This is a genomic window from Cupriavidus numazuensis (assembly GCF_905397435.1).
Classification (GTDB): Bacteria; Pseudomonadota; Gammaproteobacteria; order Burkholderiales; family Burkholderiaceae; genus Cupriavidus; species Cupriavidus numazuensis.
Window position 1 is genome coordinate 1 of the sequence record NZ_CAJPVI010000015.1, and the last position, 21,968, is coordinate 21,968.

Genomic DNA, 21,968 nt, shown 5'->3' on the forward strand with positions numbered 1-21,968 from the left:
CAAGCTCAGCGAGGGAGAGCGGCAGGCCGTGCTGGCGGCGGCCAACAGCCCCGGCTACGAGAGCCTGACGCCGCACCAGATCGTGCCGAAGCTGGCCGACGAGGGGCGTTACCTGGCCTCGGAATCGACGTTCTACCGCGTGCTCAAGGCCGAAGGCCAGGCGCACCGGCGCGGGCGCGCCCACAACGCCAAGTCGCGCGCGCCGACCACGCACCGTGCCGATGGCCCCAACCAGGTGTGGTGCTGGGATATCACGTGGATGCCCACCACGGTGAAGGGCCGCTTCTTCTACTGGTACATGATGCAGGACATCTACAGCCGCAAGCTGGTGGTCAATGAAGTGCACGAAAACGAGTCGGACGAGCATGCCAGCCGGCTGCTCGAGTTGGGCTGTCTGCGCGAGCAAACGGCTGGCCGGCCGCTGGTGCTGCACTCGGACAACGGGAGCGCCATGAAGGGCACCACGATGCGAGCGGCGATGGATTCCCTGGGTGTGGTGGCGTCCTACAGCCGCCCCCGCGTGAGCAACGATAACGCCTACGCGGAAGCGTTGTTCCGCACGGCCAAGTACTGTCCGCTATGGCCTGAGCGGCCGTTCGACACGTTGGAGCAGGCGCGCGACTGGGTGTATCGGTTCGTACGTTGGTACAACGAGGAACACCGCCACAGCGGGCTGAAGTACGTCACGCCGAACCAGCGGCACAGTGGCGAAGCGACGCCCCTGCTGGCGCGACGAAAGGTGGTGTATCACGCAGCCCGTGCCCGGCATCCGCAGCGCTGGTCACGGGGCATCCGGAATTGGAATCTGGATGCCGTGGTCTACCTGAACCCCGAACGGGCCGAGCCGCAAACCACGGAGTACAGGAAAGCAGCATAGCGGCGGACGCGACAACTACCTTGACACACGCCGCGAGCGACAAAAAGTGACCAAAAAGCGCGTCGTTGCCGCTGGCCATCAATTCCACGGTGGCAGGGGTTCAAACGGCTTTGGATTCAGTTTTGGTGGTCGGCCGTTCCACCCTGCTACGCCATGTGAGTCAGAACCTGTGCCTGGCGCGGCACGGCGTTTGGACGATCCCCAAGACGGACTCGGGTACAGCGTTTCAACCAGGTCAGCGGTGGGACGCCTTCGGCTGCGCTGCGCGCACGTCGTCGTCTGGGGGCAAGCTCATCATCGTTGCAGGTGCCCAAGTCCCCCGTTCCAGTTCCTAATTTCCTGTCTCTACGCGCATGCAATGCGCCCAAGGCATCGTCACCGAGGCGAGGTTCGGGTCAGACCTTCGCGGACTTACTCCGAGCCGCGCGTAGCGCAGCCGTCGGCGTCCCCGTGAGGGCGATATTAGAAGGGACCACTCCGTAATCCGGGTTCGCTCGTACGCGCTGTCCCATCCTAATCATCTACGCGGCAGGCAGTCCAGCGGTCCTCTGATGCAACAATGGCATTGGGCTCTCGATTGACCACGTAAACGCGCTTTTGCCTCCTTTTGTCGCTCGGACAAAAGGAGGTCGCCGGCTACGCCGGCGAAACAGCAGCGCCAGCGAAAATCGACAACACACCCCCAACGAGAAGCCCCATCGGCTACGCCGGCGAAACAGCAGCGCATGCCAAGAACGATACCCCCGCAATTCGGCGATGACCCTTTGTTTTGTTCCTGGCCTGGATGCACGTCCCTACCGCACGCCCGTCATTGGATCGCACTTCCGCGGCTGGCGGCAGGGCCAAGCCATCGCCGGCTAACAATCCATTACAAATACAAGGATTGGTTTGCACTATCCTCCGGAGCCAACATGACGCGGCCCGCTCTGGCCGGTGACTCACGAGGCCTGAGGCCAAAGAATTTATGAAGACGATCCCCGCGCTTTTCCTGATGGTCTCGGCCGGGCTGGCAGCCGCAGGCGCTGCCCATGCGCAGCGTGTCGTCGGTGGCATGGGCGAGGAAGTCAGGCTCGGCGCTTTTTCCGAACCAGGCCATGCCAGCCGGAACCGTGACTATGCTGCCAATATCCGTACCTCCAAGGCCGGGCCGGGACGAACGCCAGTCATCAGCCAGCAGCCTCGCCACGCTGTCGGGCGCTCCCCGGTCGTCCCGCTGCCGGGCAAGCATCTGCCCTAGACGACCCGGGTGCATGGAACCATCAATGTCCGGAACCTCATGAGTCTTCCGTGCCGCGATCAAGATGGATCGCGCTTCTCGCACACGTCCCTGCGCTAACCGTTATATCGCGCACGTCGACGAATCAACCGAGGCATTGTGGTCGTACAGCTACAGACTCCTGTCGCGCCGGGAGTGACCAAACAGCTTTGCTCCGAGCAGTATGCCAATGCCCAGCGCCATGGACGCGGCACGAAGCGGATGCGCATTGATAAACGATTCAGCGCATTCTCGTCCCGTTTCCCACTCGTTCTTTACGCGTCCGGTGACACGCTTGGCGACGTCCGCGGATTTGGCAACTAGTTCTGTGGTGGTCCTTGTGGATTTGGCGGCAAATTTCAGGAACTCCGCCTTTGCCTTGTCCCGATCTTCCCCGACAAGACCCGGCAGCCGATCCAGCAGTTTGTCCAGTTCGCGCGACAGGCTTCGCGATGCATTCTCTTCCGCTGAAGCCGCCGCATCCTGCGTCCTGTCATTTGCAGGAGCGGAGTGCAAGGTACGTTCACCGTCGCCGTAGGAAGAAGTTCCGATTTGCGCACCTGGCGCAAAACTACCACCCGTTGCGCCTGTTCCGCCCGTTCCGCCCGATTCCGTCGTTTCCATCGCCTTCCTCCCGAATGATTGCGCGCGCCCGCGCGTCGTTTCCCATGAACGCGTGAGCAAAAGGGATGCCTGCGGGCCCTTCCACTCTTTCTGGCAGGAAGGCTGCCCGTCACGCGCGCAGACATGCCATAGGGGGTCTTCTCAGTCATGCGGGCTGCAGCGTGGCGGCAAAATGGCCGCGAGCGCTTAACTGCTACGCCGGCAGATTGCAAAAATTTACGGGGAGCGTCGTAATTTTGCATGCGACCAATTCCCGGTCGATGCAGCCAACCCAGGCTTAGACGGCGTCGAGGTAGGCCTTTACGTCTGCCACCCCGAGTTGGATCAGGCCCCGCGTCTCGGTAGAAAGATCGTCCGCCTCCGCAAGGACCGATAGCGCCAGCGAAAGCTCGCGCAGCCGTTCCCGCAATTCACGCTTGTCGGTTCTCGCGAGGCTTTGGAAGTGGATGAACGCGTTTTCCGCGGCGTCTGCGATAGAAGTGGCCGTCACCTGCCCTTCTTCCCCCGCCCTGTAGGCAGCCTTCAGAATTTCATCGACATAGACCGCGACGATTGGCGTGGTGACGCCACCCTCACCGTTTAGCGGATGTTGTCCTGCATTGCCTTGACCACTGACACCCATGCCTGCTCGCTCCCGGTGGCGTGAGGGACTGGAAGGCGGCGGGAGTTGGCCGCTGTGGCGCAATGACCCGAATCGCCGGGCGAAATGCCAGGTAAATTCGGCCCCCAACAGGAAAATCTGCGCGGCGTAGTACACCCATAGCAGCAACACCACCAGCGACCCCGCGGCGCCATAGCCGCTGGCAACACCGCTCTTGCCGATGTACAGGCCGATCAGGAACTTTCCCAGCGTAAATAATGCCGCGGTCACGACAGCGCCGAGCCAGACGTCGAACCATCGAACCTTCGTCCGCGGCATGAATTTGTAGATCATCGCGAACACCACCGTCGTCAGGACAAGACTCACGATGGTGTCCAGGACGTGGCCGAAGGCCTCGCGTATGCCGAGCAGCGGCCCCCACTCCCGGCCCATTGCCGAGATACCAGCACTGAGCAGCAACGAAACGACAAGCAGGAAGCCCATGCCCAGGATCATGCCGAACGACAGCAAACGCGAGCGGATGAGCGAAAACAGGCCGGATATCTTTTGGGGCTCGGGCACGCGCCAGATTCTGTCGAGCGCCGACTGCAATTCGGAGAACACGGTGGTGGCGCCCACGAGCAAGACCAGTACGCCAACAATGGCTGTCAGCGTACTGGCCGCCGGTTTGCTGACCGCCACCAACATCTCTTCCACGGCCTGCGCGCCTTCTGTGCCGATCAGTCCATTCAATTCGCCGACCACCTCGCCGCGCGCCGCTTCCGGACCGAATATCACGCCCGCAATGGTGATGACAATCATCAGTAATGGCGCAATGGAGAAGACGGTGTAGTACGCCAGCGCCGCGCCCATACTGGGCGCGTAGTCGTCGATCCACGAATTGATGCTTTCGTGGATGAGCTGGGACGCGGTACGTGCGAAGACGGTGCCAGGGAGAAGCATGGGACGATATCGGAACGCCTTCCCCGAATGAAGCAAATATCATTCCTGTGCCGTCGCGCGGCTGCGGCGCGCCGGGCCGGACAGAACTCCGGAAAAGCTGCCGAAACAGAGAGCAAGCGGCCCCAGAGCGGGCTCGTGCAGCGAGCCACGTGAAGGCAGGAAAGCACCACGGCGCAGGCGACGGTGCAAAACAACGACACGGGGGACGCTAGCTGGCTTCAGACTTTTGCCAAGGGTTGCCAGCAACGACGCCAAACGGCGCGGGCGCACACACCCGCGCCGTGTCGATTCACGCTTTCGGCTTGATGTTCTGGTTGACCCGGAACAGGTTATCGGGATCGTACTTCGCCTTGATCGCGGCAAGGCGCGTGTAGTTCTCGCCGTAGCTCAGTTCGACTCGGTTCTCGGCCTCGTCGGCATCCATGAAGTTGACGTAGGCACCTTGCAGATTGAACGGATGGACAGCGCCCCAGTAGGCACGGCCCCAGGTCTTGAGCGCCTCGGCGTCCTTGGGATCCGGGCTGATCCCGGCAATGACCATCGAAAACGAAGCGTCCCGCGCGCTCCATGGCGTGGCATCCCCGGCGACCCGCCGAACGGCGCCGTCTATGGGATAAAGGTGCATCAGGCAAAACGGGGTCGGTGCCTGGATCGCATTGGCGATGTGCACATCGATTGCCTCATCAGGCAGCGCCTTGACAAAGTCGCCCTTCCAGTACCATTGCAAGCCTTTGGGGAAGAAGGGGTCGAACAGGCTGTTGATGGCAGTCCAAGGCATCTCGCCCATCCAATTGAACAACGGGGCGGGCAGTTTACCGAGCAACGAGTCCACGAGCTTCTTGCCCTCTTCGATCGGCCCGTTGAACGCACCGATCAGCGCACAGGCGCGTTTGTTCCAGTGCTCCTGAGGGAAAGGGTCGGTGGGAGGCACGGTCTTCAGCCCGACAAACAGGCCGAGTTCCTCAGGGGCATTCGGGATGAAATCGCGGTACGTCGACATGACCTGCTTTGCATCCTTCGCGTCCCAGAAGATAGGGCCCGCGAACACCATTTTTGCTGGGTGGGCCTGAAACAGAAAGCTCGTGACCACGCCGTAGTTGCCGCCACCACCTCGCACGGCCCAAAAGAGGTCGGTGTGCTTGTCCTTGTTAGCGGTGACGAAAGAGCCGTCGGCGAGCACGACATCCACCTCCAGCAAATTGTCGACCGTAAGGCCGTACTTGCGCGTGAGATAGCCGGTGCCTCCGCCTAACGTCAGGCCTGCCACGCCCGTGCTGCCGACGATGCCCAGCGGTACGGCGAGACCAAAGGCGTGGGTCGCGTGATCGAGATCGGCCGCTGTGCAGCCCGGTTCGACACGCACCGTGCCGCTCACCGGCTCGACGCGCACGCTGCGCATCTGGGACAGGTCGATGACCAGTCCATCGTCGCAACTGCCAAGACCGGGCCCGTTGTGTCCGCCTCCGCGGATTGCGAGAAGCAGCTTGTTCTCACGCGCGTAGTTCACCGCCGCGATGACATCGGCGGCGTCCGTGCAGCGAGCGATCAGCTTGGGCCGCTTGTCGATCATGCCGTTGTACAGCGCTCGCGCCTCATCGTAGTCCTTGTCGGACGGGCCGATCAGCCTGCCGCGAAACCCCTGAATCGCAAACTCGTCCATGGCGCTCCCTCCTTGAAGAGTGACCCATCGCGCGCCCACGCAACCGTGCTATCCCACCGCAGCCTCGCGCGGGACAGTCGGCAGGATGCATCGAACGCACGTGATCAATCGGCATCCGCGAGTGCGACAACGATTCGCAGTGATCGGCCCCGCACCTCGCTCGATAACGAGCATAGTGCGCCAATGCCATTGCCGGAAGGAACTTCCGATGGGGAAATGGAGGGTGACGCCGCGATTGAAAAGGCGCTCCATGACGGCATGCTTAATGCCGTCATGGAGCGCGGTTTCCGTGACCATCTACTGCCCGTCGGCGCAATTGGCCAGCAATTGCTGGCCGGCAGCGTCGGAACAATGGGCAAGTACCGTTCCGGAAACACTGGATCGCATTCTCACGCTGATCCGCCGGCAGGCCGGCTTTGATCTGAGCGGATACAAGCCTTCACCACTGCTCTGGCGTATCCCGCAGCGCATGGATATGCGACGCGTCCACACGTTTGAAGACTACGCCCTGCTGGTTGACGGTGACGTGGTTGAACTCGAAGCATTGGTCCGCGGCCTGCCGATCCCTGTCGAGACTTCATCGGGAAGTCTCGTGGGATCGTTGTCCATGTATTTTGCGAAACCTCGGGAGCCGATCAGCCTGGACCTCGACTGGCCGCCGCCTTTACGCAAACGGCGGGCGTCATTATTTCCAGGCATCAGTCGTCGTGAGTGCTTGGGCTTGTCACGGGTTTCCGCTCAATTCTGGCCTGCGATCGTGGTGAGGCAATCCGCCCGTGTCACGCGATCCAATGTTGACTGCCCCCCGAAGGAAAACGAACATACTTGGCAATCACCTGGCCCCAGCGCCCACGAACTGAAGTCGGCTCGAAGCCTCCTCCATCAACTCGGCCAGCCCCTCGCTGACAGCGACCACGCCTGGCGCCCCCGCCGCGTCGTCGCGCGTGATGAACACCGTACGTCCGGCCGCGAACCAGCCGCCGTGCCGGACCTGCCGCACCATGCCCAGCTGCGCGTAGTGCCGCACCGCGCTTTCCGGCGCGATCGTCAGCATGCGGCTTTGCGCGACGATGCAGAGATTGGTGTGGAACGAGAAGGACTCGACCGTGGGCTGCGGCGGCACGATGCCGGCGTTGAGGAACGGCGCTTCAAACAGCGTACGCGTATGGGCGCCGCGCGGCGTGATCACCCAGTCGTAATCGCGCAAGTTGGAAAGTCCCAGCGCGCGCTTCCTTGCGACCGGGTGGTCCAGCGCGCAGGCAATGGCCAGGCGCTCTTCCCATAGCGGCGTCACGCGCATCTCGCGCGTCGCACTTGCTTCGAGGCTGCTGCCGACGCGGCCGATCACACAGTCGAGTTCGCCGCGGTCGAGCATGCCCAGCAGGCCGGCGACCGTGGATTCGTGCACCACGAGGTGTGGACAGCCCGGCCGCGAGGCCATTCTTGCAAGCAGCATGGGCAACGCGACGACGCCGGCCAGCGGCAGGATGCCGAGGCGAACCACGGGCACCGGCGGCGCGGCATCGATGGCTTCCATCGCAGCAGACATTGCATTGAGGGCGATCCGCAAGCGGCCGAGTGCGAGTTGCCCGGCCGGCGTCAGCGCCGCGCCGCGTGTCGTGCGCGCGACCAGTTCAGTGCCGAAAGCCGCTTCAATCTCCTGGAGCATCTTGGTGGCGGCAGGCTGGCTCAGCGCAAGCTCCGCGGCCGCGCCCGACAGCGAGCCGTGCGCTTCGATCAATCCGAGAAAACGCAGGTGACGGATGCGCAGGCGGTCGAGGCGACCAGCCAGCCTCGCCTGCCGCGTCTGCGGCGTGTTGTCACTCATAACAAAACGTGATGACTTGATCAATAACTAATAATTTACAGGAAATGCCAGGACTCCCACAATCGACACCATCTTCCAGACCATGACAAGGAGACCACACGGTGCGCACGACAGGAAGACTTCTGACCAGGCTGGGCCTGGTGGTCGCCATTGCAGGCGTTTCCTGGACGGCCGCCACGGCCGCTCCGGCCAGCGAAAGCGCCTTCCCTACCCGGCCAATCCGGCTGATCGTTCCCTACGCGGCCGGCGGCGGACCCGATATCCAGGCGCGCAAGCTGGCGGAAGTCGCCGCGCGCGAACTCGGGCAGCCGCTGGTGGTCGAGAACAAGGTCGGCGCGGGCGGCATTCTGGCGGCGGAGGTGGTCGCGCAACAGCCGGCCGACGGCTACACGCTGATCCTCGGTGCTTCCACGCACATCACGCAAAAGCTGCTTCAGCCATCCGTCAAGTTCGATCCGGTCACGAGCTTCACCCACATCATCCGGTCGGGGTTCAGCCCGCAGGTGATGCTCGTGAAGAACGACGCGCCCTATCGCACGGTGGCTGACGTCGTTCAAGCCGCGCGCAAGTCGCCCGGCTCGCTGAACTACGCGTCGGGCGGCATCGGCAGCGCGGCACATCTGGCGGGGGCGGCATTTGCCAATGCGGCAGGCGTCGACCTCGTCCATGTGCCGTACAAGGGTTCCGTCGAAATCGTGCCGTCATTGATCCGGGGCGACGCGACAGTCGGCTTTCCGGTCGCGTCGACCGCCATTCCGCAGTTGCAGAACCACGCGGTGCGGGCGCTGGCAGTAACGTCCGCGCAGCGGCTCGCAGGCTTGCCGCAGGTGCCGACGCTGAACGAGGCGCTTGGCCGGCAGGATCTCGTGCTGGACGCATGGATCGGCATCTGGGCGCCAGCGGGCGTGCCGAAGCCGGTCGTGGCGCGGCTGCATGCGGCATTCCTGAAGGCACTCAACGACCCCGGCGTGCGCGACTTCTACCAGAAGGCCGGCACGATCATCGACCCCACGCCAAGCCCGGAAGCGTTCGATCGCTTTATCGCCGACGAAACGGACAAGTACCGTTGCATCGTCAAACAAAGTCATATTGCGTTGCAGTGAGGCCGACATGAATTCGACAGAACTCTCCTTCGCCCCGCTGAGCGGGATCCGCGTGCTCGACTTCTCGCACGTCATCGCAGGGCCACTGGCCACGTTCTACCTTGCGCAACTCGGCGCCACGGTACTGAAGATGGAGAACGCCAACGGTGGCGACGTCATGCGTCGCACCGAGAAAGGCCGGCAGGGCTTTGTCGCGCTGAATGCCGGCAAGCAAAGCCATGCGGTAGACCTTGGCAATGCGGCAGACCTGGCCCGGGCGCTGGAAATGGCGGCGACTTGCGACGTGGTCGTGGACAACCTGCGCCCCGGCGTGCTGGAGCGATTCGGCCTTGGCTTCGAGGCGATCCGCGCGGTCAACCCGAAAGTCGTGTACTGCACGATCTCGGGCTATGGCCAGAACAGCGGCGACGTCACCGGCCGGCCGGCGTACGACCACGTGATCCAGGCCGCCACAGGCATGGCCTTCATGGCCGGCACCGAAGACGACCCGCCGATCAAGACCGGCTTTCCGGTCGTCGATGCCGCAACGGGCATGCAGGCCGCGCTGGCGATCCTGTCGGGGCTGCGCGAGCGGGACCGGCTGGGCTGCGCCGTGCAGCTCGATGTATCCATGACAGGTGCCGCGCTGCAACTGATGTACTCGTTCGCGTGCGAGGCGTTGACCAGCGGCACGACACCGCCGCGGGTCGGCAACCAGGGCTATTCCGGCAGCCCGACTGCCGACTTCTTTGCCACCGAGGACGGCTGGATCGCGCTCGGCGCCAATACGCCGCGCCAGTTGATGCGGCTATTGGAAGTGCTCGACCTGTCGCACCTCGCATCCGATCCCGCTTACTTTGCCGAGCCGCTGGATCCGGACACGCCGGTATCGTTCGTACGCTCCGTCGATCCCGCTCGGCTCAAGGCCGTGATCGCCGAACGCGTCAGGACGCTTGGGGCGGCAGACCTCGAACACCGTCTCGGCCCGCGCGGCGTGCCAGCCGCCAAGGTGCGCAAGCTTGGCGAATTCGCCACGGAAGCGCAGCGGCATGGACGCGTATCGACCGTCATGCTGCAGGACGAAGACGCTTCGGTGATCTCTCCGGGGCTTGGCTTCGGGGTGCGGACGCATCGCTGAAATCTCCTTTCGCAACGCCGGCGCGGGCCCGGGCGGTCTTCCGGCGACCGCCTTAGCGCGGTATGGCCGCGTAGATCGCCTGGATTGCCGCAATGAGGGCCGCCGACGATTCCAGCGTCCGGCCGGGCGATGCCGGTGTGCTTCCTGTTGCCGCCGTCGTGGCGCGCGGCGCGGCATCAGGGCTCGAGGAAAACTTCACCACGCTCAATCCCTTTGCCGGATTGATGTAGATTTTCTGCCCGAATCGCCCGCCGGCCTCGACGGACCCGTCGCCGTCGTTGACCTGGTACCAGTAGTCGCCATAGGCGTAGCCGGGCTTGCCCGCCGCGAGCCGGCCCCTGGAGAAGCCCGCCTGGTTCGCGGCCGGCCGCAAGGCAAGGCGGACCGCCTGAGTGGAAATCCCCGCGCTCGCATCACCGGCGGCTGCGCGCCGGACCGCGTCCGCAAAACGGGCCGCGTCGCGCAGGGTCGTGCTCAGACCGCCGCTGGCCATCTCTGTACCGAGCGAGTCCACCTGGATGTAGGCATCGTCCTCCGCCAGCCTTGACCAGATCCGTTCCTGCGCCAGGCTGGCCCACGACTTGCCGGAGATTCGGCGTATCGCCCACGCGACCGCTTCCGCCGATCCGTTCTGGTAGAACCAGTAGTCCGGCGCGGCAGCGTCCTTGCCGGCACCGACAGTCTTGAGAAAGTCGTAGATGTTGTCCGGCATGCCCGCGCGGCGCGGAATGATGCCGACCGCACCGAACAGCCCCAGATCGGGTGGAATGTCCGGCGCATAGGCGACAGGCACTTCCATGTCGAGATTCTTCTGTACGGTAGCCTCACCGAACGGATTGCCCGCCAGCTCGGGCACATAGGTGGCCAGCCTCGCCTGCGGATCCATTCTGCCTTCGGCGATCAGCGTGGCCGCCAGCAGGCCTGTCACCGACTTGGTCATGGAGGCCCAGATGTGTGGCTGCGTGGGGCCGAAGCCTGCCAGATAACGTTCGAAAACGATCTGCCCGTTGTGCAGCACGATAAAGCCGTCGGTGTGTGTGTCGCGGAGATACTCCGACAATCCGACCGACCGCCCATCAACTTCAAACTGCAGGTCGTCGAGATGCCGCGCGGACCGCTCCGTCAGCGCAAGCGGGACCGAAGCGCGCCGGATACCGGTCGTCGGCGAGGTCTCGCGGGCATGGCGGAAGGACCAGCGCAAGTTCGCAGGCGCGAAGGCATTGGCCTTGTTCACACGCAGCTCCGCAGGCGGTGGAAAGCCTTCCATGACGCCGGCCGCCGTCGGTTCCTTACCCGGACCCGGCTGCGGCGGCTGTGCCATCACCGCCCCGGCGGCCGCAACGAGCAGCGCCATCGTTACCTTTGCCCGGTACTTGCGCAGGCAATGCGTGCGGCGGCGTATGGTATCCATTCTGTCTCCTGTGCAAATTGTGCTCAGGAGTATGAAAGGCAGGAATCGCCCCTCACAAGACACTCAGGGGCATTACGTCATAACCGATGGGAATGTCCGGGCCCAGGTTCGCAGGAGACGAACTTCGCCACCGGTCACCGGACCGGTTCAAGCCGCCTGTACTGGTGAAAATGCCGGATCGCGCGCTGATGGTCGCCCATGGCTTCGTGCAGCCGTGCGGCGTTGTAGTGCGCGTCGGCCAGATCGGGCGCCAGCGCGATACATGCATGGTATTCGGCAAGGGCCGCTTCAGCGTACCCGCTGTCTTCCAGCGCAACGGCAAGATTGAATCGAATCAAGGGCCCGTCGAGCCCTTGATCCAGTGCGGCGCGATACAAATCGACGGCATCCGCGTAGCGCCCCCGGTCACACAACAGGCAGCCGAGGTTCACGTAGGCGTCCAGCAGGCCGGGATCGGCGGCAATGGCCTTGCGGTAGGCTATCTCGGCCTCCTCGGGATCCTCTCGTTCGAACTCCTGCGCAATCTCGAACAACTCATAGCCGCTCAGGCAGACGGCGGTGGCCGGTAAGGGACTCAGGGGAAGCACGGGCGCGGAGTGGTCAGGCGCTTCGAAGTCCATGATCCGCTGTCCGGTCTCTGCTTGCCATTGACCGTGCGCGTCCTTCACGGCCACGGATCCGCCCAGCGCCGTGATACGGATGCCGGTCAAAGGCCTGCCCGTGCCAAGCGCATCCAGCTTCTTGAGCGATCGAACGACACGCCGCGGCGGGACATTGGCGGCACGCAGCGATTGCGCCGTGCGGAACAGCAGCAGGTCCTGGAAGGAGAAGCGATACTGGCTCCCCGGTCCACGGGCCGGCGTCACGATGCCCGCTGCCACCATCGCATGGACCATGGAACGCGAAATGCCAGCCAGCGTCTGCACGTCGCGCAAGCTGAACGCCTGCATGCTCAGGCCTTCTTCGCGCGCTTCGGAATGGCTGCCACCGTGGCAGTGGTTCGCTTGGCGCTCTTGCGCGGCGCGGGTGGCTCCGCGGCAGGCGTCTTGGCCGTGGCTGTCTTGCTCGCAGCCGCAGACCGCTTGCCAGTGGACAAGCTCTTCTTCAGCGCCTCCACAAGATCGATTACCTGTCCGGACGGTGAAATCTCCACCGGCTCCTGAGAGATGATCTCCTTGCCGGCGATCTTCGCATCGATCGCCGCCAGGACGCGCTCCTTCTCTTCGTCGCGATACTCGCTGGCATCGTAGTGGTCCGCCGACGCCTGCTCGATCAGTTGAATGGCGAGCTTCATTTCGGCTTCGGACACGGCGACGTCCTCGACATGCAATTCGTCAATGGACCGGACTTCGTCCGCGAAAAGCAACTGCTGGAACACCAGCCCACCCTCGATGGGCCGGATCTGAACCATATGCGACTTGCCCTTGGATGCCCATTTCGCAATCGCGCACTGGCCCGTCTTTGCCATGGCGGCGCGCAGCAGGCTGTAGGGCTTGCCGCCGCGCTTGTCCGGGGCAATGAAGTAGGTCTTGTCGTAGTAGATCGGGTCGACACCCTTTTCCGGCACGAACGAGACGATCTCGACGATATGGCTCGCGCCCTCTTCGAGCGCCTTGAGTTCGTCGGGACTGAAGATCACGAACTGGTCTTTCTCGAATTCGTAGCCCTTCACCATCTCTTCGCGCGGTACCACTTCCCGCGTTTGCTCCGAGACGTATTGCTGCTTCAGCCGCGAACCGTCCTTGCTGAGCAGGTTGAAGCGCACGGTGCTCCCGGAATCCGTCGCGGTGTAAAGCTTCACCGGAATGGAGACGAGGCCGAAGGTTAGGGAAAGCGAGGCAAGTGATCGCGCAGCCATCATGCAATCTCCACGTCACGAAGGACAATCAAGACACCGTCAGCCCAAGTGCCTCCATGGCATCCTGAAGGCTCTGCGCCGTCGACCAGAAGTCACTCCACGGATCATTCGTGCGGAAGCTCAGGTATTCCCGGGTGTTCCGCACCGTCCACTGGTCGGCGCTTTTCAGCTGCGGCAGTTCATCCCATGATAGTGGCATCGACACGCCCATGCCGGGGCGCGCACGCGCCGAGAAGGCAGCGGCGGTAGTCTGCGCGGTGCCGTTGCGCAAGTAGTCGACAAACACCCTGCCCTTGCGATGGCCCGCGCCGGCCCTGGCCACGAAACGCTGAGGGAGGGCTTTGGCCAGGTGCAGCACGGCGGCACGCGAGAAGGACTTTACGGTGTCATAGTTGTGCTCCGGCACCAGCGGCACGACGACGTGCAGCCCTTTTCCGCCGCTGGTCTTGAGCCACGCTGCGAGCCCCAGCTCGCCAAGCAGTGTCTGCACCAGTATTGCTGCCTCCTGCACGTGTTGCCACGGCACGCCTTCCCCGGGATCCAGATCGAAGATGACGCGATCCGGGTGGGCAAGATCGGCGGCCGTGGAATTCCATGTGTGGAGTTCGACCACATTCAGCTGCGCGGCACCGACGAGCGCTTCGGCCGAGTCGATCGTCAGCAGGCGGTTATGTCCCGGCCACAGGGACGCCGGCTGCTCGGTCAGCCCCGGCAGCTTCGTGGTTTCAGCGTGCTTCTGAAAGAAGACTTCGCCGCCGATGCCATCGGGCGCGCGCAGAAGCGCCACGGGACGCGCGGCGAGATGCGGCAGCATCCAGTCCGCCACGCTTTCGTAGTACCGCACCAGGTCCAGCTTGGTCATGCCAGTGGTGACGTCAATCACTCTCTCGGGGGTCACTTTCACGGCAGCGCGCGTGGCACCGGGATCGACCCGCACCGCTTCCCTGCGGACATCGCTCGCCGGAGTCTCGCTGCGCAGGGCTTTGAACGATGATTGACGTATCTGGCCCGACGGCGTCCATTCGGCAAACTCGACCTCCGCCACCAGTAACGGCTTGACCCAATGCGGCGCACTGGTACTGGTCGAGCCCCATCTGCTGCGGCCCTTCGAGGCGGGGGCAAACGGCGCTGCATCGGTCTTCAGCTTTGCGAGCCGCGTCCGCAACGCGGCGGCGGTCTTGCTGTCCCATCCCGTGCCGACGTTGCCGGCATCGCGCAGTTGCCCGTCCTCATAGACGCCCAGCATCAGGCGGCCAATCTCGCCGGGCGCACCTTCCCGGTCCCCATAGCCGCAGATCACGAACTCCTGGCGCAGCCGGCATTTGGCCTTGAGCCAGTCGGCATTGCGGGACGAGCTGTAGGCGGAGTCAGCCCGTTTCAGCATCACGCCCTCCAGCCCTAACTGGGACGCGGCCTGGAAGACCTGATCCGCCGGCGCCTCGAAACTCTCGCTGAAGCGAACGCGCTCGGAGCGGGCGTCGACAAGTCGTGCCAGATGCGCCCGACGCTCTCGCAATGGCACGCGGCGCAGGTCGCGCCCTTCCCAGTACGGAATATCGAAAAGGAAGTAGACAATCGATTCGGTGCGATGGCTGTCGATGGCGTTCTGCAGCGCATTAAAGTCGGGCAGGCCGTCGCGCAGCACCACGATCTCACCGTCGAGCCATCCCTCGGAGATATCCAGCGTCTCGACTTCCTTTGCGAGACCGCCGAGCTTGCGCGTCCAGTCGTGACCGTTGCGCGTCATCAGGTGCACCTTGGCGTCGACGATCCGGGCCAGGAGCCGATAGCCGTCGAACTTGGTCTCGATGATCCAACCTCCGCCGCTGGGCAGTTTTGCCGTCGGTGTAGCCAGTTGCGGGGCCAGGCGTGGCGGCGCCGGTGCCGGTACTGCGGCCGACAGATCGGGGGCAGCAGATGTCGATGTGGTCGATGTGGTCGATGCGCTGCCATGCTCGCGTTTCTCGACCCGACCAAGCGGATGCGCGAGCACGCTGTCCGGCAACGCGGTGATGACATCGAACTCCGCATGCGGCCGCGCCCATCGGTCCCGCTTCTTGAACAGCATCCACTGGTCATCGGCATCGCCGGGCTTCGAGATTCGCACCAGTTCCCAGCGGCCGGCGAGCTTCTGGCCGTGCAAGGCGAATTCGAGCTTGCCTTTCGCCATGCCGGCCTGGGCGTCGCCCACCGGCTCCCACGTGCCGTTGTCCCACACAATGACGGACCCTGCTCCGTACTGCTTCGGCGGGATGGTGCCTTCGAACGCCGCGTAATCGACGGGATGGTCTTCGACGTGGATGGCGATGCGCTTCTCGGCCGGATCGAAGCTGGGTCCCTTGGGAACGGCCCAGCTCAGCAACACGCCATCGAGCTCGAGCCGGAAGTCGTAATGCAGGCGCCGCGCCCAGTGTTTCTGTACGACAAAGCGCAGTGGGCCCGGGGCGCGGCGGGTACGTGTACGCGGGCCCGGTTCAGCCGTGACCTGGAAATCACGTTTTTCGCGGTATCGGTCAAGGGAAGTTCGTGCCATGAAAACAGCATAGGCGCACGCTCACTGGTCCCGTAGCTGAAGGATTGGGCCGCCGCGCAACAGGTGGACCAAGTTCCACGTCCCTGAACTTATCGCTTGCGGCCGTCTCTCAGCGGAATCGGCTATGGATACGTGCCGGGGGTACGCACAATGCGATTGCAGGGAAAGACCGCTCTGGTGACAGGCGCCTCTGGCGGCATCGGGCAAGGCATCGTCGAGCGCCTGGCGACTGAGGGGGCCGACATTATCGTTGCCGTCCATACGGCCAACGACGCGGCGCAGGAAACGGCGGAGGCGGTGCGCGCCCGCAGCCGGCAGGCGTGGGTCATTGTGGGCGACCTGGCCAGTGCGACTCAGGCCGCCGACGTTGTGAACCGCGCGGTGGCGGCGGCCGGCCGCCTGCACATCGTCGTCAACAACGCCGGTATCGAAGTCCGTGCGCCGTTCTGGGATGCCACCGAGACGGATTACGACCGCGTGCTCGACACCAACCTGAAGGGCCCGTTCTTCCTGACCCAGGCCTTCGTTCGCCACCTGCGCGCCGAGGGCCGTGGCGGCAAGGTCATCAACATCAGTTCGGTCCACGAAGACCTGCCGTTCCCGCACTTCACCAGCTATTGCGTCAGCAAGGGCGGGCTGCGCATGCTGATGCGCAACCTGGCGATCGAACTGGCGCCGCTTGGGATCACTGTCAACAATATTGCGCCGGGCGCCATTCAGACACCGATTAACCGCAAGCTGACGCATGACCAGGCCAGACTGGACGCGCTGATGGCGCAGATCCCGCTCGGCCGCCTGGGCCAGCCTGCCGACGTAGCCGGACTGGCGGCCTTTCTCGCCAGCGACGATGCAGATTACGTGACCGGCACGACCTTGTATGTCGACGGCGGCCTGCTCTGGAACTATGCGGAACAGTAAACGCGATGGATGAGGTGCGCTTTCGAGCAGGTGCCGCATAAGATCCATGGCGCAGCTCGCTCCTGTTTTGCAGCGCACTTTGTAGAATGGTTCTGTGTAGGAACGCAGCCATCAAGTCTTTTTGGCTTCCCTGGCATTGCCTGAAGCCTGATGTCCTGATTGGCTCGAAGAGCATGCTGCCATCGGCCAGGGCCGGCAGGCCATTCTGCGTCGGGGCAGCGGCGAGGCAGGTGACCATGCAGGCCAGCGCATATCCGTATCATCCCGTGCGAGAACGGCGCACCCTGATTTGTTTCCTGGCGGCGCTGTTCATGCATATGCTGCTTGGCGCGCTGCTCTACTATGGCGTGCGTTGGCGCAGCGCGGCACCGGAAGGGGTTTCCGCCGAACTGTGGGAACCCATCGCGGAGGCCGTTCCGAATCAGCCCGCGGTCGCGCCGACGCCAAGCGCGAAGCCGGCCGAAGAAGAGCCCGCCGATATCTCGCTGCAGGAACAGCGGCGCAAGGCCGAGCGCGCAGCGCGCGACGAAGCGAACGCGCAACGCGAAAAACAGGCGCGCGCGGAAGCCGAGCGCAAGGCGGCACAACGCGAGGCACAGCGTGAAGCAACGGAAGCGCAGCGCCAGGCCAGCAATGCCGAACGCCAGAGCGAACTGGCCCGCTTGCGTGCGCAGGCCGGCGGCGCCAACGCGAATGCCGGCACCGGAACCTCCGGCAAGCCTTCGTCCGGCTATGCAGAGCGCGTCCGGCAGCGGGTCAAGCCGAACATTATTTTCAACGAGGACGTCAACGGCAACCCGGCGGCCGTGGTAGCCGTCCGGATGGCCCCGGACGGATCGGTGCTGTCGACGAGGCTTGCCAAATCGAGCGGAAACTCTGACTGGGACAACGCAGTCCTGCGTGCGGTGTCGCGCTCGGACCCGCTGCCACGGGACGAAAACGGCGTCGCGCCGTCCGAAATCAGGATCACGTTCTGGCCAAAGGACCAGGGGGGCTGATCCTCTGTTCCGGCTGTCGTTCCTCGCTTACTGTGCGGCGAACTCGCTCGACGCTGGCTCGATCGGCACGATCCCCTGCGTGACGCAAGTGTTCATCGTGTTTCGCGCTCGGCATAACGCTCCGCCACGGCCGCCAGGCTTCCGCCGCCGCCCTCGAAGGCGCGCACGATGAAATCCAGCAGCACCTTGACCTTCGCCGGCATGTAGCGCGTCGGCGGCGTGATGGCGTACAGCGTGGTGCCCGGCGTGCCCTGCACGGTGTAGCCCGCCATCAGGCGCCTGAGCCTGCCGGCCTTGAGCGCGGATTGCGCCACGTAGTCAGGCAGCACGCCCACGCCGAGCCCCTCGGTCAGCGCGCGCCGCAGCAGCGTCAGGTCGATGCATTCGAGCCGCGTACGGATCTTCACGCGCTCGATGTCTTCGCCACTATCCAGTTCCAGGAAGTCGCGGATGTACTGGTCGACCCAGGCCAGCCTGGCCAGATCCGCGGGGCTCGACGGCTCGGCCTTGTCAGCCAGATAGGCAGGACTGCCGCAAATCAGCCAGTGCACCGAGGCCAGCTTTCTGGCGACGACGGACGGGGCCGGCGAATCGGTGATCTGCAGGCTGATGTCGACCTTCTTGCCAGGAAAATCCGGCACATGGTTCTTGAGGATCAGCTTCAGGTCGACCATCGGATACTGGCTGCAGAAATCGACCGTCAGCGGCGCGACGACCTCTCGTGCCAGCATCGGCGGACAGCTGAGCGTCACGGTCCCACGGACCGAGCCGCTCAGGTCCCACATCGCTTTCTGGGCGTAGTCGACCTCGGCGCGCACCAGGCTGCAACGCTCATAGAAGAACGCGCCGGCCTCGGTCAGCTCCATGGAGCGTGTCGTGCGGCGCAGGAGCTGGGAACCCAGTTCCTGCTCCAGCTCGTTGATGCGGCGGCTGACGCTCGAGCGGTCCAGCCCCATCTGGCGCGAGGCGGCGGCAAAGCTGCCGGCGTCGACCACATTGGCGAAGAAAACGAGTGAAGTGGCTTCCATGCAATTCCGCTATCGCTAACGATTGGTGCATCCAGCACACCAGCATAGTGCATTGGCGGCGTCTTGTGCACCAGTCCGTCGGATGCAAACATGTCTGCCAAGCGGGCAACAGCTCCGCATGGCTGGATAAGGTCGCGTTTCAAATCGCCCGGATGCCGCCAGAACAGACAGGAGACAAACACCTTGGCCGATTACCCACCGGTCCATCCACCGCTGCGTGCATCCATGCAGGTGCGCGGCATGGATGACATCCGCGCACTCGAACAGACGCCGCTGCACGTGGTCATGCCACAGCGCAGCACCTACGAGCTGATCCACAACAGCAAGGCCGCGTTCGGCGACAAGACCGCCCTCACCTTCCTGCATACCGGCGATCCCGCCGGCCCGGCCACCAGCTGGACCTTCGACGCGCTGTTCGCGAAGGTCACGCAATATGCCAACGTGCTGCATGCGCTGGGCATGGGCAAGGACGATGTACAGGGCGTGCTGCTGCCCAGTTGCCTGGAGTATCAGCTTGGGCTGTGGGGCGCCTCGGCTGCCGGCATTGCCCAACCGCTGAACCCGCTGCTCAGCGAAGACAAGCTGGTGTCGCTGCTGCAGGCCTCCGGCGCCACGGTGCTGCTGGCCTGGGGTGATGAAGCCGAAGCCGGGTACTGGAGCAAGGCCATGCGGCTGCGCGAGCGGGTGCCGGGACTGCGGCTTGTGATCCGGGTCGCGCCGCCCGGCGAAACACGCGCGCAACGCCCGGTCCTGCCTGAGGGCGTGCATCACCTGGACGCTTTGATGGCAGCCCAGCCGGACAATCGGCTCGTCAGTGGACGCCGCATCGCGCCGGAAGACGTCGCGTCCTATTTCCATACCGGTGGCACCACCGGCGCCCCCAAGCTCGCCCGCCACCTGCACGGCGGACAGGTCTACACGTGCTGGGCCACGGTGGAGGTCGCCGATTTCCGCGCGAGCGACGTCGCGCTCAATGGCAGCCCGCAGTTCCACGTGGCCGGTACGCTGGCGGGCGGCCTGCCGGCAATCGCCGCGGGCGTGCACCAGGTGATTCCGACCGCCACGCTGTTCCGCAACCCGGAGGTGATCCGCAACTACTGGCGCATCATCGAGCGCTTCCGCATCACCACGAGCGGCGGCGTGCCGACGGTGATGGCCGCGGTCTGCCAGGTGCCGATCGGGGACACCGACATCTCGTCGCTGCGCTTCTGCCGCTCGGGCGCGGCCATCCTGCCACCCGAGCTGGCGGCGCGCTGGGAACGGCTGACAGGCCACAAGGTCCACGAGACGCTCGGCATGACCGAGACTTCGGGTGTGTCGACCACCACGCCGCTCGGGATCGCGGGTCCAGCGGGCAGCGTCGGTTTCCGGCTGCCGCACATGCAGATGCGCCTGGTGGAAATGGATGCCGACGGCCAGGCGACCGACCGCGACGCCGCACCCGGCCAGCCCGGCATCGTCCTCTACAAGGCGCCCAATGTATTCGCCGGCTACCTCAACCCGGCCGACACTGCGAAGGCCTTCACCCACGACGGCTGGCTCATTACGGGCGACATCGGCTGGCTCGATGCGCAGGAGCGCCTGCAACTGAGCGGCCGCGCCAAGGACCTCATCATCCGCAGCGGCCACAACATCGATCCAAAGGTCATCGAAGACGCCGTCGGCGCCCATCCGGCGGTCAAGTTCGCCGCGGCGGTCGGCGCGCCGGATGCCTATGCCGGCGAGCTGCCAGTGGTGTTCGTGGCGCTGCACGAAGGCAAGCCGGCCAGCCCGGAGGAGTTGATGGACTTCGCCGCCGCCCGCGTGGACGAGCCGCCGGCCCGCCCCAAGCGGGTGTTCATCATCGACGCCATGCCGATGACCAACGTCGGCAAGATCTACAAGCCCGAGCTGCGCGCCATGGCGGCGCGGGCCACGGCCCAGCGCATCGTCGACGGCCTCAGCGACCAGTTTGGCGTGCCGCAGCACGCGCGCCCCGGCGCCGCGTGCTCCGAGGCCGATGGCTTGTCCGTGATGCTGAACGGCACGCACAGCCCCGCCTTCGAAGCCGCGCTACGCGCCGCGCTGGCGGAGCTGCCGCTGAAGCCGCAGCGCGTGCTGCGCGCCGCATGACTCCGTGCGCCTGTCTGGATGGCGGGCGCACTTCACCGACTTTAGGATTCGAGTCCTGCCCGGCCGCCTTTCGGCCCGGCGAAACACCCAACCTGAGAAACGCCCCATGTCCAAGCTGCCTGACGTCCTGCGCGCGCCGCGCCTGCCCATCATCTGCTCGCCGCTTTTCATCATCAGCAATCCCAAACTGGTGATTGCGCAATGCATCGCCGGCGCCATCGGCAGCATGCCGGCGCTCAACGCCCGCCCGTCCGAGTTGCTTGACGAGTGGCTTGCCGAAATAACCGAAGGCCTGGATGCGTGGAACCGCGCCCACCCCGACCGCCCCGCCGCGCCCTATGCCATCAACCAGATCGTGCACAAGAGCAATGACCGGCTCGACCACGACATGGCGCTGTGCGAGAAGTACAAGGTGCCCGTAGTCATCACCAGCCTGGGCGCGCGCGAGGAAATCAACCAGGCCGTGCATGGCTGGGGCGGCGTGGTGCTGCACGACGTCATCAACAATGGCTTTGCCCACAAGGCCGTGGACAAGGGCGCGGACGGACTGATCGCCGTGGCGGCGGGCGCCGGTGGCCATGCCGGCGTGAAGAGCCCGTTCGCGCTGGTGCAGGAAATCCGCGAGTGGTTCGACGGCCCGCTGGCGCTTTCGGGATCGATTGCCGATGGAGCCTCGGTGCTCGGCGCGCTCGCCATGGGCGCCGACTTCGCGTACATCGGCAGCGCCTTCATTGCCACCGAGGAAGCGCGCGCGCCCGAGGGCTACAAGCAGGCCATCGTCAATGCAACCTCGGACGACATCGTCTACAGCAACCTGTTCACTGGCGTGCACGGCAACTACCTGGCCCCGTCGATCCGCGCTGCCGGCCTGGACCCGGACAACCTGCCCACCAGCGACCCGAGCGCGATGAATTTCGGCTCGAACGCCAAAGCCAAGGCGTGGAAGGACATCTGGGGCAGCGGCCAGGGTATTGGCGCGGTCAAGGCCGTGGTGCCGGCCGGCGAGCTGATCGGGCGACTCGAACGCGAGATGGAGGCTGCCAGCGCGCGCCTGCACGGAATCCGGCCGGCCGCCGGCCACGCGTCCACGGCGGCCAATCAGC

17 protein-coding genes and 1 pseudogene are annotated in these 21,968 nt (G+C 64.6%); 9 read left to right on the forward strand and 9 right to left on the reverse strand.

Annotated features, from left to right (window positions below; genetic code table 11):
• On the forward strand, positions 1 to 877 hold an 877-nt coding region (locus tag KHO41_RS13565), incomplete at its 5' end, for an IS3 family transposase (protein ID WP_211953800.1).
• Between the two features lie 964 nt (positions 878 to 1,841).
• Positions 1,842 to 2,114 (forward strand): hypothetical protein, encoded by a 273-nt coding sequence (locus tag KHO41_RS13570; RefSeq protein ID WP_211953801.1) that lies wholly within the window; start codon positions 1,842 to 1,844, stop codon positions 2,112 to 2,114.
• Positions 2,115 to 2,264: 150 nt separating this feature from the next.
• Here KHO41_RS13570 and KHO41_RS13575 read toward each other — a convergent pair whose 3' ends face one another.
• From KHO41_RS13575 to KHO41_RS13585, 3 genes are all read right to left on the reverse strand, one after another.
• Positions 2,265 to 2,756 (reverse strand): hypothetical protein, encoded by a 492-nt coding sequence (locus tag KHO41_RS13575; RefSeq protein WP_211953802.1) that lies wholly within the window; start codon positions 2,754 to 2,756, stop codon positions 2,265 to 2,267.
• 277 nt (positions 2,757 to 3,033) lie between these two features.
• Positions 3,034 to 4,299 carry a YihY/virulence factor BrkB family protein gene (locus tag KHO41_RS13580; protein WP_211953803.1) on the reverse strand — a complete coding sequence of 422 codons (1,266 nt, stop codon included), beginning with the start codon at positions 4,297 to 4,299 and terminating at the stop codon, positions 3,034 to 3,036.
• A gap of 289 nt (positions 4,300 to 4,588) precedes the next feature.
• A complete protein-coding gene (locus KHO41_RS13585; RefSeq protein WP_211953804.1) occupies positions 4,589 to 5,959 on the reverse strand; it encodes an FAD-binding oxidoreductase in 1,371 nt (456 codons plus the stop codon).
• A 183-nt stretch (positions 5,960 to 6,142) separates the two neighbouring features.
• Here KHO41_RS13585 and KHO41_RS41220 point away from each other — a divergent pair, with 183 nt between their 5' ends.
• On the forward strand, positions 6,143 to 6,379 hold the full coding sequence (locus KHO41_RS41220) for a hypothetical protein (protein ID WP_244873830.1): 237 nt from the start codon (positions 6,143 to 6,145) through the stop codon (positions 6,377 to 6,379).
• A gap of 412 nt (positions 6,380 to 6,791) precedes the next feature.
• On the opposite strand, the gene KHO41_RS13595 is transcribed toward KHO41_RS41220, so the two are convergent.
• Positions 6,792 to 7,787, reverse strand: coding sequence for a LysR family transcriptional regulator (locus KHO41_RS13595; RefSeq protein WP_211953805.1), 996 nt, complete (start codon positions 7,785 to 7,787; stop codon positions 6,792 to 6,794).
• Positions 7,788 to 7,888: 101 nt separating this feature from the next.
• Between KHO41_RS13595 and KHO41_RS13600 the strand changes: the two genes are divergently transcribed.
• Positions 7,889 to 8,890, forward strand: a complete 1,002-nt coding sequence (locus KHO41_RS13600) for a Bug family tripartite tricarboxylate transporter substrate binding protein (protein ID WP_211953806.1) — start codon at positions 7,889 to 7,891, stop codon at positions 8,888 to 8,890.
• A gap of 7 nt (positions 8,891 to 8,897) precedes the next feature.
• A complete protein-coding gene (locus KHO41_RS13605; RefSeq protein WP_211953807.1) occupies positions 8,898 to 10,007 on the forward strand; it encodes a CaiB/BaiF CoA transferase family protein in 1,110 nt (369 codons plus the stop codon).
• Positions 10,008 to 10,059: 52 nt separating this feature from the next.
• Here KHO41_RS13605 and KHO41_RS13610 read toward each other — a convergent pair whose 3' ends face one another.
• The 4 genes from KHO41_RS13610 to ligD form a co-directional block, all read right to left on the reverse strand.
• Positions 10,060 to 11,418: a serine hydrolase domain-containing protein gene (locus KHO41_RS13610; RefSeq protein ID WP_211953808.1), complete on the reverse strand. Its 1,359-nt coding sequence runs from the start codon at positions 11,416 to 11,418 to the stop codon at positions 10,060 to 10,062.
• A 134-nt stretch (positions 11,419 to 11,552) separates the two neighbouring features.
• Complete coding sequence (locus tag KHO41_RS13615; protein ID WP_211953809.1) at positions 11,553 to 12,368, reverse strand: tetratricopeptide repeat protein; 816 nt, start codon at positions 12,366 to 12,368, stop codon at positions 11,553 to 11,555.
• A 2-nt stretch (positions 12,369 to 12,370) separates the two neighbouring features.
• Complete coding sequence (ku, locus tag KHO41_RS13620; RefSeq protein WP_211953922.1) at positions 12,371 to 13,276, reverse strand: non-homologous end joining protein Ku; 906 nt, start codon at positions 13,274 to 13,276, stop codon at positions 12,371 to 12,373.
• Between the two features lie 28 nt (positions 13,277 to 13,304).
• On the reverse strand, positions 13,305 to 15,809 hold the full coding sequence (ligD, locus tag KHO41_RS13625) for a DNA ligase D (protein ID WP_211953810.1): 2,505 nt from the start codon (positions 15,807 to 15,809) through the stop codon (positions 13,305 to 13,307).
• Positions 15,810 to 15,959: 150 nt separating this feature from the next.
• Here ligD and KHO41_RS13630 point away from each other — a divergent pair, with 150 nt between their 5' ends.
• Complete coding sequence (locus KHO41_RS13630) at positions 15,960 to 16,727, forward strand: SDR family NAD(P)-dependent oxidoreductase (protein ID WP_211953811.1); 768 nt, start codon at positions 15,960 to 15,962, stop codon at positions 16,725 to 16,727.
• 236 nt (positions 16,728 to 16,963) lie between these two features.
• Positions 16,964 to 17,725 (forward strand): cell envelope integrity protein TolA, encoded by a 762-nt coding sequence (gene tolA / locus KHO41_RS13635; RefSeq protein ID WP_211953812.1) that lies wholly within the window; start codon positions 16,964 to 16,966, stop codon positions 17,723 to 17,725.
• Between the two features lie 92 nt (positions 17,726 to 17,817).
• On the opposite strand, the gene KHO41_RS13640 is transcribed toward tolA, so the two are convergent.
• The gene (locus KHO41_RS13640) at positions 17,818 to 18,753 is read right to left on the reverse strand and encodes a LysR family transcriptional regulator (RefSeq protein WP_211953813.1); all 936 of its coding nucleotides are present in this window, start codon (positions 18,751 to 18,753) and stop codon (positions 17,818 to 17,820) included.
• 183 nt (positions 18,754 to 18,936) lie between these two features.
• On the opposite strand from KHO41_RS13640, the gene KHO41_RS13645 reads away from it, so the two are divergent.
• The gene (locus tag KHO41_RS13645; RefSeq protein ID WP_244873832.1) at positions 18,937 to 20,865 is read left to right on the forward strand and encodes an AMP-binding protein; all 1,929 of its coding nucleotides are present in this window, start codon (positions 18,937 to 18,939) and stop codon (positions 20,863 to 20,865) included.
• Between the two features lie 106 nt (positions 20,866 to 20,971).
• Positions 20,972 to 21,919 (forward strand): annotated as a pseudogene (locus KHO41_RS13650) (NAD(P)H-dependent flavin oxidoreductase); the annotation flags it as partial.
• Between the last annotated feature and the right edge of the window lie 49 nt (positions 21,920 to 21,968).